The 12,834-nt window shown below is 58.4% G+C and carries 11 protein-coding genes; all 11 read right to left on the bottom strand.

Going from position 1 to position 12,834, the window contains the following annotated elements:
* Positions 1-13: 13 nt before the first annotated feature.
* Complete coding sequence (locus ACSQ3J_RS20405; RefSeq protein WP_060505371.1) at positions 14-1,291, bottom strand: hemolysin family protein; 1,278 nt, start codon at positions 1,289-1,291, stop codon at positions 14-16.
* A gap of 197 nt (positions 1,292-1,488) precedes the next feature.
* A complete protein-coding gene (locus ACSQ3J_RS20400) occupies positions 1,489-2,253 on the bottom strand; it encodes a FadR/GntR family transcriptional regulator (RefSeq protein WP_060505370.1) in 765 nt (254 codons plus the stop codon).
* 12 nt (positions 2,254-2,265) lie between these two features.
* Positions 2,266-3,234, bottom strand: coding sequence for a galactofuranose ABC transporter, permease protein YjfF (gene yjfF, locus ACSQ3J_RS20395; RefSeq protein ID WP_060505369.1), 969 nt, complete (start codon positions 3,232-3,234; stop codon positions 2,266-2,268).
* Positions 3,231-4,256 (bottom strand): ABC transporter permease, encoded by a 1,026-nt coding sequence (locus ACSQ3J_RS20390; protein ID WP_060505368.1) that lies wholly within the window; start codon positions 4,254-4,256, stop codon positions 3,231-3,233. The genes yjfF and ACSQ3J_RS20390 overlap by 4 nt, the downstream gene beginning before the upstream one ends.
* The gene (gene ytfR, locus ACSQ3J_RS20385; protein WP_060505630.1) at positions 4,253-5,776 is read right to left on the bottom strand and encodes a galactofuranose ABC transporter, ATP-binding protein YtfR; all 1,524 of its coding nucleotides are present in this window, start codon (positions 5,774-5,776) and stop codon (positions 4,253-4,255) included. The genes ACSQ3J_RS20390 and ytfR overlap by 4 nt, the downstream gene beginning before the upstream one ends.
* 208 nt (positions 5,777-5,984) lie before the next feature.
* Positions 5,985-6,947 carry a galactofuranose ABC transporter, galactofuranose-binding protein YtfQ gene (ytfQ, locus tag ACSQ3J_RS20380; protein WP_060505367.1) on the bottom strand — a complete coding sequence of 321 codons (963 nt, stop codon included), beginning with the start codon at positions 6,945-6,947 and terminating at the stop codon, positions 5,985-5,987.
* Between the two features lie 163 nt (positions 6,948-7,110).
* Positions 7,111-8,181 carry a BMP family ABC transporter substrate-binding protein gene (locus ACSQ3J_RS20375; RefSeq protein ID WP_060505366.1) on the bottom strand — a complete coding sequence of 357 codons (1,071 nt, stop codon included), beginning with the start codon at positions 8,179-8,181 and terminating at the stop codon, positions 7,111-7,113.
* Positions 8,182-8,220: 39 nt separating this feature from the next.
* Entirely contained in the window at positions 8,221-9,141 is a 921-nt protein-coding gene (locus ACSQ3J_RS20370) for an ABC transporter permease (RefSeq protein WP_060505365.1), read from the bottom strand.
* Positions 9,141-10,235: an ABC transporter permease gene (locus ACSQ3J_RS20365; protein WP_060505364.1), complete on the bottom strand. Its 1,095-nt coding sequence runs from the start codon at positions 10,233-10,235 to the stop codon at positions 9,141-9,143. The genes ACSQ3J_RS20370 and ACSQ3J_RS20365 overlap by 1 nt, the downstream gene beginning before the upstream one ends.
* The gene (locus ACSQ3J_RS20360; RefSeq protein WP_060505363.1) at positions 10,225-11,799 is read right to left on the bottom strand and encodes an ABC transporter ATP-binding protein; all 1,575 of its coding nucleotides are present in this window, start codon (positions 11,797-11,799) and stop codon (positions 10,225-10,227) included. The genes ACSQ3J_RS20365 and ACSQ3J_RS20360 overlap by 11 nt, the downstream gene beginning before the upstream one ends.
* Before the next feature lie 52 nt (positions 11,800-11,851).
* A complete protein-coding gene (locus tag ACSQ3J_RS20355; protein WP_060505362.1) occupies positions 11,852-12,829 on the bottom strand; it encodes a quinone oxidoreductase family protein in 978 nt (325 codons plus the stop codon).
* Between the last annotated feature and the right edge of the window lie 5 nt (positions 12,830-12,834).

The following is a 12,834-nucleotide window of genomic DNA, read 5'->3' as shown; positions in this document are numbered from 1 at the left end:
ATGATCTTCAGAATCAGTGCGAAGCCCGCGAGACAAGGATTTTGTCGATACGGCGGCCGTCCATGTCGATGACTTCGAAACGATAGCCATAGGCTTCCGTAACGTCACCTTCCTCGGGGTTCTTGCGCAATTGCTGCACAAGGAAGCCGGAGATGGTTTCGTAGCTACCATCCGAATCGATTTCGTCGATACCGATCGTCAGGTGGATTTCATCGATCGGCGTGCGGCCGTCGACCAGATAGGATCCATCGTCGCGCTGGCGAATCAAAGCATGCTCGATATCGTCATAGTTCGACGGCAGAACGCCAACGATCGCTTCAAGAATGTCAGCGATGGTTATGATGCCTTCGATACTGCCGTATTCATCGACGATCATTGCCATGTTGATATGCGATGCCTTGAAGGCTTCAAGCGCCTTCAAGCAGGAAGCCGTTTCCGGCAAGGTATGGATATCCTTGACGAAGTTGCGGACCTGAAAGCCAGCCTTCACCGGCGCGTTCAAGATTTCCTTGACCTGTACCGCGCCGAGCACTTCACCCGCCGCATCCATGACCGGATAGCGGGAATGGGCGGTTTGCTCGACCTTGGCACGGATGGTCTCGAGCGTGTCGTTGACGTCGATGAAGCTGACTTCGGTGCGATGGGTCATGATCGACTTCACGTTGCGGTCGCCCAACCGGATGATTCGCCGCAGCATTTCGTGCTCTGACTTCTCGATCGCGCCACTTTCGACGCCCTCGGCCATGATCGCCTGGACCTCTTCTTCCGTGACATGGTCGCTATCGCTGGAAACACCAAAGATCCGCATGAACAGCGATGCCGACATCTCGAACAGATAGACGATCGGCGCGGCAAGGCGCGACAGAAACGACATCGGACCCGCGACGAACATTGCCACGCCTTCCGAGTTTTTCAGCGCCAGTTGCTTGGGAATGAGCTCGCCGATCACAACGGACAGGTAGGTAATCAGAGTGACGACCAGTGCGACGGCAACTGTGCTGCCATAGGGATTGATCCAGCTGATCGTGTCGAGCGTCGGCGCCAGCTTGTCGGCGATGGTGGCACCACCATAGGCACCGGCAAGCGTACCCACGAGAGTAATGCCGACCTGTACAGTGGACAGAAACTTGCCCGGATCTTCGGCCAACCGTAGCGCCAATTCGGCGCGGCTGTTGCCTTGTTTTGCCATCTGCCGCAACAGTGGCCGGCTTGCCGATACAATTGCCATTTCCGAAAGCGCGAAAAACGCATTGATCAAAAGAAGAACGAAAATAACAATCAGTTCGGACATAACCCTCGGACACCGTTGATGGGAGATACGCGCATCGGAAGCGATGCACGTCAGTTTCAGCCCTATCAAATAGGCGGAAGACGCAGTTGCAGCAAGGCGGCAACTGCAGATTTACGGTAGTTTTGGCTATGAGCGCGGTTTACCGGGCCCCAGATGCAGCGCAAATTTCGATCAAAGCGCCAGATAGAACGGCGGAATTACCGGGATGGAGCCTGGACGTCATCAAGTTCCTTGAGGGCGATCCGAACGCGCTCACGCCCGACGCGGATGACATTCTGCATCGCTGCCCTCGCCCCCGCCTCATCGCGCCGGCTGATCTGCTCGACGATCTTGATATGCGAACGCGACACCTCGTCAATGCCTTCGCGGCCCGATGCGGGCGAGCTTAACTTGAATATACCGACCAGTGCCGCCTCGATCAGGCTGCCGACGGTGCGCATGAATGGATTTCCCGAAGCTTCGACGACGGCAAGATGAAAGCGCAGATCGGCCATCGCCAGCGTTTCAGCGGTATGGTCGGGATCGCCCATCGCAACCGCCAGCCGCATCATGCCGCTGATCTCGGCTTCCGTGGCGTTGACGGCGGCAAGAGCTGCAGCGTGAGGTTCGAAGGCGAGGCGTATCTCGCTGAGATGATAGAGGAACTCTTCGTCGACGCCGCGATGGAAATGCCAAGTCAGAACATCGCCGTCGAACAGATTCCATTGATTTTTCGCCGTCACCCGGGTGCCGATACGGGCGCGCGGTACGATTAATCCCTTGGCAGCCAGCGTCTTCATTGCCTCGCGCAGAACCGTGCGCGATACCTTGAAACGTATCGCCAACTCCGGGTCGCCGGGCAAAATGGCGCCCACAGGAAATTCGCCGGACACGATGGCCTTGCCCAGTTCATCCACCACTTGCGCGTGGCTCGTGCGCGTTCGCGCACCGGTCAGGACGGTTTCGAGCAGACCTTTACGCAAGCAACTCCCCCCTCAGGAATACCTTCTGTTTTGGCGCGACAAAAACAGGATGGCCTTTTGCATCAATATGAAAGCAAACAGCAAGGCACCGATCAAAATTTTCGTCCACCAACTCGACAGCGAACCGTCGAAGGTGATGTAGGTCTGGATCAGTCCCTGAATCAAGACGCCGACGAGTGTTCCTCCGACAAACCCGGCGCCTCCTGTCAGAAGCGTTCCTCCAATCACCACCGCAGCAATCGCATCCAGCTCGACACCCACGGTGGCGAGCGAATAACCTGCTGATGTATATAGGGAATAAACGATTCCCGAAAGCCCGGCCAGAAAACCGGAAAGACCATAGATCATCATGGTCGTGCGGCCGACGGGAACGCCCATCAGGGCCGACGTCTGGGCACCACCGCCAAGCGCATAGACATTGGTACCGAAGCGGGTGCGCTGGGCAATGAGGATACCCGCCGCAAAGACCAGCAGCATCAGTCCGCCGATCAGCGTGATGCGGCCACCGCCCGGCAGCTTGTAGTAAAACGTCTTCATCGTTGCGTAGAACGGATGTTTGATCGGGATCGAATCGACCGACAGAACAAAGGCCATACCACGGGCCAGGAACATACCGGCCAGCGTAACGATGAAGGCCGGCATTTCAAGATAGTAGATGATCGCCCCCATGATCGCACCGAACAGCGTCGTGATCACGAGCACGAGCGCGAAGGCTGCGAGCGGATGGATGCCGGTATTCTGCAAGAGAACAGCCAGAAAAATACCCGTGAAGGCAATGACCGAACCGATCGACAGGTCGATACCGCCCGACAGGATCACGAAGGTCATGCCGACTGCTGCAATCCCAAGAAAAGCGTTATCTGTCAGAAGGTTGCCGATCACGCGGGTCGATAGGATGTTCGGATACTGCGCGGCACACGCCGCGTAGGAAACGACGAAGATGACGATGGTGGCGATGAGCGGGAGATATTTCTGGTTCATTGGGCGGACTGCTCTGCGGTCTCTCTACGGACGGATTTCCGGCCAAGGAACGTCAACCCGGCCTGCACGCGCGGCGACTGGATGACGAGGATGATGACGATGATCGCCGCCTTGATGATCAGGTTGAATTCCGGCGGAAAGCCCGAAGACAGGATGCCGGTATTGACCGCCTGAATGATCATGGCGCCAATCAGCGAGGCAACGATACTGAACCGGCCACCGAGCAGTGACGTGCCGCCGACGACGACGGCGAGAATGGCATCGAGTTCAAGCCAGAGACCCGCATTGTTGGCGTCGGCGCCCCTGATATCTGCCGTGACGATCAACCCGGCGACGGCGGCACACAGCCCCGACAGCATGTAAGCCGCCATCAAAAGCAGAGGCGTCTGTATTCCTGACAGCGTGCTGGCACGGCGATTGATACCGACGGCCTCGATCAGCATGCCAAGCGCGGTGCGCCGCACCAGCAAAGCCACAGCGATGCCGAACGCAAGCCAGATGACGACCGGCATCGGCAGGCCAAGGAAGGAGCCACTGCCGATGAAAATCAACCCGGGATCGTTGAAGGTCAGGATCGCGCCTTCCGTCACCAATTGGGCGATCCCTCTCCCGGCGACCATCAGCACCAGCGTGGCGATAATCGGCTGGATATTGAGCACCGAAACCAGAAACCCGTTCCAGACGCCGCAGATCAGGCCTGTGCCGACCGCCAAAAGCAAGGTCACTAGCAATGGATCGCCGCGTACGCTGGATGCGGCGGCCACGGCGCCGCAAATGGCCATGACCGCGCCCACAGAAAGATCGATGCCTTTCGTGGCGATCACCACAGTCATGCCGACAGCCAGAAGAGCGACCGGGGCGCCGCGATTGAGAATATCGATCAGGCTGCCATAAAGCCTCCCGTTCTGGATTTCGATCGAGAAGAAATCGGGAAAGACCAACCGGATCAACGCCAGAATCAGCGCTAGCGCAACGAATTGCGGCAACAGGCGGCGGCCGAGACGTTTTGCGTTGTCGATCATTGGGCGCCTCCTGCAACCGTTGCCGCAGCAATGGCATTGACGATATGTTCGGTGGTGATCTCGCTGCCAGTCAACTCCGCCACATGGGCGCGATCGCGCAGAACGATAATCCTCGAACTGTAAGCCACGAGTTCCTCAAGCTCGGACGAAATGACGATGAGCGACATGCCTTGTGCGCAGAGTTCACCGATCAGCCGGATGATTTCCGCATGGGCTCCAACATCGATACCGCGTGTCGGTTCGTCGAGAATGAGAAACTGCGGGTTGGTGGCCAGCCAGCGCGCCAGAATGGCCTTCTGCTGATTGCCACCGGAAAGCAACCGGATCGGCTTCTCCCGGTCGCTGGTGCGAATGTCCAGCGCCTTGATGTAGCGGTCGGCCAAGGCATTCTGCTCGGAGGCGGCAAGCGGCCTTGCCCAGCCACGCCGCGCCTGCAAGGCGAGAGCGATGTTTTCGCGCACGGACAATTCGCCAATGATTCCGTCAAGCTTGCGATCCTCGGGGCAAAACCCGAAGCCTTCGGCAATGGCAGCGCGTGGTGATGAGAGATTCGCCGTCTTGCCGCCGATATCGGCGCTACCACTGTCGGCCTTGTGCACACCGAACATCAATTCTGCGGTTTCGGTGCGGCCGGAACCAAGAAGGCCGGCAATACCGACGACCTCGCCCTTGCGGACATCCAGATCGAATGGGTTGATCTTGCCTGTCTTGCCGTATTTCGAAAACCGGAAATGAACAGGGCCGCTTGCCGTCTCAACCGCACCAACGGCCTTTTCGACAAACTGCAACTCATGGCCGAGCATCATCGTCACGAGTTCGCGGCGCGGCAAGGATGCGATGTCGCGGGTGCCGACCAACTGGCCGTTGCGCAGCACGGTGATCCGGTCCGAGAGATCGTAGACCTGTTCGAGAAAATGGGTGATGAAGACGATACCAAGTCCCCTCGCCCGCAAATCGCGGACAATGCGAAACAGCATTTCCACTTCCTGGGCATCGAGACTGGCAGTCGGCTCGTCGAGGATCAGCACCTTGCCAGAGAGATCGACAGCACGGGCGATGGCTACGACCTGCTGGATGGCCACGGAGTAACTCTCAAGCGCCGCGGAGACGTTGATATCGATGCCATATTGCGCAAGCAGAGCGTTTGCCCGCCTTTTCATTTCCCCGTTCTGAATGAGACCGAAACGACGAGGCTGACGCCCGAGAAAGAGGTTTTCGGCAACGCTCAGATTTCCAAGGAGATTGACTTCCTGGTAGACGGTGCCGATCCCCAGTTTCTGGGCATCGAGCGTGTCTCGTGGGTCGATCTCAGTGCCATCGAGGCTCAACTGACCAGCGTCGCGGCGGTAGGCGCCCGTCATGCATTTGATCAGCGTCGATTTTCCGGCGCCGTTTTCGCCCAGCAGCGCATGCACTTCGCCGCGCCGCAGCGAAAAATCGACCTTATTGAGCGCAATGGCGCCCGGAAAGGTTTTCACGATCCCGGCGGCGACAAGAATATCGTTTGAGCTGTTCTGCATGAAACCGGATTCTTCAACAAATGAGGTCAGCCATAGCTTACGGATTTGCGCCAGTTGCACCAGCGTCCGCATAAGGTGTGGATTGCCACGGTGCCGGGCATTCGGACGTAAGCAGTCCATCTGACAGTGACGTGCCGGCATCGCCTCGCGATCCACATCAACCGTCCAAAGACAGCGGATGTGCCCCTCGTGCAATGCCGGCAATCAATCAGTAGCCGAGGCCCTTCTTTTCTTCGTAGACCTTCTGCGGATCGTCAGCCTGGGTGTAGAGCTTCGATTCCGTCTGGATCCACTTGGCCGGCTTGGTGCCATCCTTCAGGAACGCATCGAGTGCATCGAATGCCGGACCGGCCATGTTCGGCGTCAACTCAACTGTGGCGTTGGCTTCACCAGCTGCCATCGCCTGGAAGATATCCGGAACCGCGTCGATGGAGACGACGAGAATATCCGTTCCCGGCTTCAAGCCGGCTTCCTTGATCGCCTGGATGGCGCCGACGGCCATATCGTCATTGTGGGCGTAGAGCGCGCAGATATTCTTGCCGCCGTCTTCCGCCTTCAGGAAGCTTTCCATGACTTCCTTGCCCTTGGTACGCGTAAAGTCGCCGGTCTGGCTGCGGACGATCTTGAGGTTGTCATAGCCTTTCAGCGCCTCTTCGAAGCCCTTCTTGCGGTCGATAGCCGGAGAGGAACCTGTGGTGCCCTGCAGCTCGACGACGTTGCATTGCTTGCCGCCGACCTTGTCGACCAGGAACTTGCCGGCAACGTTGCCCTCATGAACAAGATCGGATGTGACGGCCGTGAGGTAGAGATCGTCCTTCGAATCCACCGTGCGATCGAGAAGGATGACCGGGATTTCGGCATCCTTGGCTTCCGTCAGGACTTCATCCCAACCGGTGGCGACAACCGGGGCGATCAATATGGCATCAACGCCCTGTGCGATGAATGACCGCAAGGCTTTGATCTGGTTTTCCTGTTTCTGTTGCGCATCGGCGAATTTCAGGTCGATGCCGCGCTTTTCCGCCTGTTGCTTGGTCAAGGTGGTTTCGGCCGCGCGCCAGCCGGATTCGGAGCCGATCTGCGAAAAGCCGATCGTCAGGTCGGCGGCAGAGGCCGAACCGAACATGCAGGCAGCCAGAACCGTGGCACAGCTAAGTGCAGTCTTGATTTTCATGATTTCCTCCCAAAAAGCTGCTCCTCAGCAGCTTGAATAAAAAATCATACTATATTATTTATGTAAACAGTTTTTGCGCGTCTTTAAGCAAATTCACATAGTCCAGAATCGAAAAAGGGCGGCCTTGCGGCCACCCTTTCCGATTGCAACGATGGGTGCCGGATTATTGCGGCAGTTTGTCGTCAACGCCTTCGACGTAAAAGTTCATGCCGAGCAGCGTGCCGTCATCCGAGGATGCGCCGGCGGCCAGCCATTCGGAACCGTCCTGCTTCTTCAGCGGGCCGGTGAAAGGCTTCAGTTCACCCGACTCGATCTTCTTCTGGGTCTCTTCCGCCATCGCCTTCACGTCATCCGGCATGTTGGTATAGGGCGCCATGCTCAGGATGCCGTCCTTCAGGCCGTCCCAGCTCGACTGGGTTTCCCACTTACCGTCGAGGAAGAGCTGCGTGCGCTTGATGTAATAGGCGCCCCAGGTATCAACGATCGCGGTCAACTGTGTTTCCGGACCAGCCTTGATCATATCGGAGGCCTGGCCGAAAGCCTTGATGCCGCGTTCGGCAGCAACCTGCATCGGTGCGGTCGTGTCGGTGTGCTGCGTCAATACGTCGACGCCCTGGTCGATCAGCGCCTTTGCAGCATCAGCTTCCTTGCCGGGGTCGAACCAGGTGTTTGCCCATACGACCTTGATCTTGAAATCCGGGTTAATCGAGCGGGCGCCGGTGACGAAGGCATTGATGCCCATGACCACTTCCGGGATCGGGAAGGAAGCGATGTAACCGGCAACGCCCTTCTGAGAGATCTTTGCGGCGATCTGACCCTGAATATAACGGCCCTCGTAGAAACGGCTGTTATAGGTCGCAAGGTTTGGCGCCGTCTTGTAGCCGGTCGCATGTTCGAACTTAACATCCGGGAATTTTGCGGCAACCTTGACGGTCGCATCCATGAAGCCGAACGACGTGGTGTAGATCAGGCCGCAGCCGGAGCGTGCCAGGCGCTCGATGGCGCGCTCGGCATCCGGGCCTTCCGGAACGCTTTCGAGGAACTGGGTTTCGATCTTGTCGCCGAGCGCCTTTTCAAGCTCCAAACGGCCAATATCGTGTGCCTGAGTCCAGCCGCCGTCGGTCTTTGAGCCGACATAGACGAAGCAGACCTTTGCCTTGTCGGCAGCGTAGGCGCCGGCGGAAAAGCCGATGACCGCTGCTGTCGTGGCGAGTGCGAAAAGTAGTTTTTTCATTTTGACCTCTGTAGGTTTGGTTTACGTCGTTGTTCTTGTTTACCGGTCCGGCACAAAGGACTTGCCGAGCGACGCCGGCGTATTGATCAATGTCATGCGTCGATTGTGCGAGATGAGAATGAGTACGATAATTGTCGCCAGATAGGGAAGAGCGGAAAGAAACTGCGAGGGAATGCCGATGCCGAAGGCCTGGGCATAGAGCTGACTGATCGATACGGCGCCAAACAGATAACCGCCGGCCACGATCCGCCATGGCCGCCAGGAGGCAAATACCACTAGCGCCAGCGCGATCCAGCCACGCCCGGCCGACATGTTTTCCGCCCATTGCGGCGTATAGACCAGCGATAACTGAGCGCCGGCCAGACCGGCGCAGGCACCGCCGAACATCACGGCCAGATAGCGCGTGCGGATGACATTGATGCCGAGCGCATGCGCTGAAGCGTGGCTATCGCCGACGGACCGGAGTTTCAGGCCAGCACGGCTTTTGAACAGGAACCAGTTGACGCCGGCGACCAGCGCTATCGACAGATAGAAGATCAGATCCTGCTTGAACAGGACGGGGCCCAGAAACGGGATATCCGAGAGGACCGGAAAGACGATCTGCGGCAGTTTGATCCCGGATTGCCCGAGATAGGGTTCGGCGATCATGCTGGAAACACCGAGCCCCAGGATGGTCAAGGCCAGCCCTGTCGCCACCTGATTGGCAACCAACGTCAAGGTGAGGAAACCGAACAGCAGCGAAAACAGCGCGCCCGCCGCGATACCGGCGAGAATGCCGATATAGGGAGATCCGGTGACCTGCGTGGCGATGAAGCCGCAGGCCGCCCCCATGACCATCATGCCCTCGACGCCAAGATTGAGGACGCCGGACCGCTCGGTGACCAGTTCGCCGATCGCCGCGAGGACCAAGGGAGTCGCCGCCGTGATAATGGTCAGCAGCATCGCTTCGAAAATTCCCATCAGCGTATCCCCTTACCGGCCGTCTCGCTCAGGTCGTACCACATCATCCTGATCTTGTAGTGGATGAGCGTGTCGCAGGAGAGCACGAAGAACAGCAGGAGCCCCTGGAATACCCGGATCGGCTTGTCGGAAATCTGCAGCGAAACCTGCACCGCCTCGCCACCGAGATAGGTCAGCGCCAGCACAAGCCCGGCAACCACAATCCCGAGTGGATTGAGGCGTCCGAGGAAGGCAACAATGATCGCAGTAAAGCCGTAGCCGGGTGAAATCACCGGCCGTAGCTGCTGGATCGCGCCGCTGACCTCAGCAATGCCCGCAAGACCCGCCAGAGCGCCAGAGAGCAGCATGGAAAACCAGATCATCTTGCGCGACGAAAAACCGGCGAAACGCCCTGCCCGCTGCGATTGGCCAAGCACGGTGATCTCGAAACCCTTCAGCGTGTAGCGCATCATGAACCAGACCAGGATCGCCGCGATAATCGCGAAGCCAAAGCCCCAATGCGCCCGTCCGGACGCGATCATTTCAGGCAGGATGGCGGTTGCGTCGAAGGTCCGGGTTTCCGGAAAATTCATGCCGCCCGGATTGCGCCAGGGGCCGCGCACCAGCCAATCGAGAAACAGCTGCGCGACGTAGACCAGCATCAGGCTGGTGAGGATTTCGTTGGTGTTCAGATGTGCCTTGAGGAAAGCCGGAATGCCCGCAAACAGCGCACCGCCCAGCATGCCGAGCAGCATCATCAGCGGCAGAACCAGCGGCGATTGCCATTCATAGAACACGACGGGCAGGATCGACCCGGCGATCGCCCCCATGATGAACTGACCTTCGGCGCCGATATTCCAGTTGTTCGAACGATAGCAAACGGAAAGACCGACAGCGATGAGTATGAGCGGCGCTGCCTTGATCGCCAGTTCGTGCAGCGACCAGACCTCCGTCAGAGGCTCGATGAAGAAGCTGTAAAGGGCGGCGATCGGGTCCTTGCCGAGCATCATGAACATGATGCCGCCGAAAATGAGCGTCAGCCCGAGCGCGATGAACGGCGACAGGATGGAAAACAGCTTGGAGACGTCAGGGCGCCGTTCCAGTTCAATGCGCATGCGCCGTCTCCGCAGTCTCGGTCTTGCCATACATGCCGCCCATCAACAGTCCGATTTTTTCGCGCGACAGTTCCGATGCCGGATAGATATCGGAAAGTTTGCCTTCGCTGATCACCGCAATTTCCGTCGCCACTTCGAAGATTTCATCAAGGTCCTGGCTGATAACAAGGACTGCGGAACCGGATTTAGCCAGATCGACAAGCGCCTGCCGGATACGGCTGGCCGCACCTGCATCCACCCCCCAAGTCGGCTGATTGACGATCAACACCGTCGGCTGACGGTCGAGTTCGCGGCCGACAATGAATTTCTGCAGATTGCCACCCGACAGGGAACCGGCTGGTGGATTTTCGCCGCTCTTGCGCACATCCATTGCTGAGGAAATACGCTTCGCCGCCATTTTGACTGCATCCTGGCGGATCAGCCCGAGCGGACCGCCGCCGAGAAAGGCGCGCCGGTCGGACTGGCTACGGGCAAGGATGAGGTTGTCGGAGAGCGACAGCGCCGAAACGGCAGCATGTCCATGCCGCTCCTCCGGCACGAAACTCGCCCCCATCAGCCGGCGGGCATTGATGCCGCGCGTACCGACCGGTTTGTCCGAGATCAGAATGACATCATCGCTGGCGACAGGATATTCGCCGGACAGCGCGTCGAAAAGCTCTCCCTGCCCGTTGCCCGCAACACCGGCAATCGCCAGCACTTCTCCGGCATGCACCTTCAGACAGATGTTCTTCAGGGCAACGGCAAAAGGCGTTCTGGCAGCGGCGGACAGATGGCGAGCCTCAAGCTTGACGGTACCCTTTGAATTTGTGCCTTCGGCACTGACATGCGCGACATCACTGCCGACCATCATACGGGCCAGCGAGGATGGAGTTTCCTGGCGTGGATCGCAGGCGCCGGTCACCTTGCCATGGCGCAGAACAGTGGCGCGGTCGCAGATGCGCTGCACCTCTTCCAGCCGGTGGCTGATATAAAGCACCGAGCGCCCCTCGGCTTTCAGCTTGTTCAATGTTTCGAACAGCCGGTCGGCCTCCTGCGGCGTCAGCACCGAAGTCGGCTCGTCGAGAATGATCAGCTTCGGGTTCTGCAGCAAGGCGCGGACGATTTCGATTCTCTGGCGCTCGCCTACCGACAAGTCGGCCACATGCGCATGCGGATCGAGCGGAAGTCCATAGGCATGCGAAAGGTCGGACGCTTCCTTGGCGATCTTTGCCAACGACACGCCGGGATCCATCGACAGGGCAATATTTTCAGCGACGGTCAGTGCTTCAAACAGCGAAAAATGCTGAAACACCATGCCGATGCCGAGCTTGCGGGCGGCACTGGGGCTGGTGATGCGCACCGGCTGCCCCTGCCAGACGATCTGGCCGCTGGTGGGCGCAAGCACACCGAACAGCATCTTGACCAGTGTCGACTTGCCGGCGCCATTCTCGCCGAGAAGTGCGTGAATTTCGCCCGGTCTAATATCGAGATTGATTCCGTTACAGGCCGCGAATGTGCCGAACAGTTTTGTCAGTTGGCCAACAGCCAGCAATAGACTGTTGGCGGGTTGTCCCTCAGCCGACACGCCGCCCCTCTTTTCTCATTCTCTGCTGCCCTGGCTGCCTCTCCGGCTTGTCTCAGGGAATCAGCAATGTTGTTCCGCTCGTTTTTCTTGCTTCCAGATCTGCATGCGCCTGACTTGCATCGGCAAGCGCATACGTCTGGTTGATATTGATACGCACTTTGCTGCTTTGCACAACATCAAACAAGGAGTTTGCACATGCCTCCAGCGCCGCCCGTGTGGAAACATAGCTGAACAGGGTCGGCCGTGTTGCAAACAGCGAGCCCTTTTGCGCCAGGATGCCGATATTGACGCCCTCCACCGGGCCTGAAGAATTGCCAAAACTCACCCAGAGGCCGCGCGGCTTGATGCAATCGAGCGAGGCCGGATAGGTATCCTTGCCGACAGAATCATAAACCACGTCGACACCCTTGCCGCCGGTGATCTCCTTGACCGCGCTGACAAAATTGTCGGTGCGGTAGTTGATGACATGGTCGTATCCATGAGCCAGCGCCAGATCGATCTTGTCCTGCGAACCCGCAGTTCCGATGACCGTCGCACCGAGCGCCTTGGCCCATTGGCCAGCGATCAGGCCGACACCGCCCGCGGCCGCGTGAAACAGAAGCGTGGTTTCCGGCCCGACCTTGAAGGTCTGATTGAGCAGGTACTGCGCCGTCATGCCCTTCAGCATCATTGCCGCCGCCGTTTCCAGCGTGATGCCATCAGGCACCTTCACCAGCTGCGAAATCTCGATATTGCGCTCGCTCGCATAGGCTCCATCGGAGGATGCGTAGGCTACCCGGTCACCAACCGAAAAGCTGCTGACATTATCGCCGACCGCCGTGACAATGCCCGCGCCCTCTTTACCCGGAATGAAGGGAAGTCCTTCGGCCGACTTGTAGAGGCCTGTACGAAAATAGACGTCAATGAAATTCACGCCGACCGCGACCTGGCGGATCTGCACTTCGCCCGGCCCTGGGGCAGAAAGCGTTACACCTTCAATTTTGAGAACTTCCGGTCCGCCAAGTGTGCGCACCATGATGGCCTGTGCCATGAAAC

Source organism: Rhizobium sp. LjRoot98 (genome assembly GCF_964252935.1).
In the GTDB taxonomy this organism is placed as follows: Bacteria; Pseudomonadota; Alphaproteobacteria; order Rhizobiales; family Rhizobiaceae; genus Pararhizobium.
The sequence above is the reverse complement of the archived record's forward strand: the minus strand, read 5'-3'. Positions and strand labels throughout refer to the sequence as shown.

What these genes read in the sequence shown, in the direction of transcription:
- ytfR (WP_060505630.1), bottom strand. Translation starts at nt 5,776, where the DNA reads ATGCAGAACAGCTCAAACGATATTCTTGTCGCCGCCGGGATCGTGAAA.
- yjfF (WP_060505369.1), bottom strand. Translation starts at nt 3,234, where the DNA reads ATGAACCAGAAATATCTCCCGCTCATCGCCACCATCGTCATCTTCGTC.
- ACSQ3J_RS20405 (WP_060505371.1), bottom strand. Translation starts at nt 1,291, where the DNA reads ATGTCCGAACTGATTGTTATTTTCGTTCTTCTTTTGATCAATGCGTTT.
- ACSQ3J_RS20365 (WP_060505364.1), bottom strand. Translation starts at nt 10,235, where the DNA reads ATGCGCATTGAACTGGAACGGCGCCCTGACGTCTCCAAGCTGTTTTCC.
- ACSQ3J_RS20375 (WP_060505366.1), bottom strand. Translation starts at nt 8,181, where the DNA reads ATGAAAAAACTACTTTTCGCACTCGCCACGACAGCAGCGGTCATCGGC.
- ACSQ3J_RS20370 (WP_060505365.1), bottom strand. Translation starts at nt 9,141, where the DNA reads ATGGGAATTTTCGAAGCGATGCTGCTGACCATTATCACGGCGGCGACT.
- ACSQ3J_RS20390 (WP_060505368.1), bottom strand. Translation starts at nt 4,256, where the DNA reads ATGATCGACAACGCAAAACGTCTCGGCCGCCGCCTGTTGCCGCAATTC.
- ACSQ3J_RS20355 (WP_060505362.1), bottom strand. Translation starts at nt 12,829, where the DNA reads ATGGCACAGGCCATCATGGTGCGCACACTTGGCGGACCGGAAGTTCTC.
- ytfQ (WP_060505367.1), bottom strand. Translation starts at nt 6,947, where the DNA reads ATGAAAATCAAGACTGCACTTAGCTGTGCCACGGTTCTGGCTGCCTGC.